The sequence below is a fragment of the Moellerella wisconsensis ATCC 35017 genome (genome assembly GCF_001294465.1).
GTDB lineage: Bacteria > Pseudomonadota > Gammaproteobacteria > Enterobacterales > Enterobacteriaceae > Moellerella > Moellerella wisconsensis.
Window position 1 is genome coordinate 1 of record NZ_LGAA01000094.1, and the last position, 214, is coordinate 214.

A 214-nucleotide genomic window follows, 5' to 3' on the forward strand; every position below is an offset into this window, starting at 1 on the left:
CATAGCGAAGTAGCGGCTAACCCGGTTCACCTATTCTATGTGTTGGAACAGCAAGTTGAGCGCGAACAGTTCCCTCAGGACGTTGCAGAAAAATATCTGGAGCACCTGAAAGGCTATCTGATCCCGAAATACGTGGAGTTTATCGGCAAAGAAATTCAAACCGCCTACTTAGAATCTTATTCTGAGTACGGACAAAATATCTTTGACCGCTATG

Annotated in this window: 1 pseudogene; it reads left to right on the forward strand. The window is 44.9% G+C overall.

Annotated features, from left to right (window positions below):
* Positions 1-214 (forward strand): annotated as a pseudogene (locus M992_RS14525) (PrkA family serine protein kinase); the annotation flags it as partial.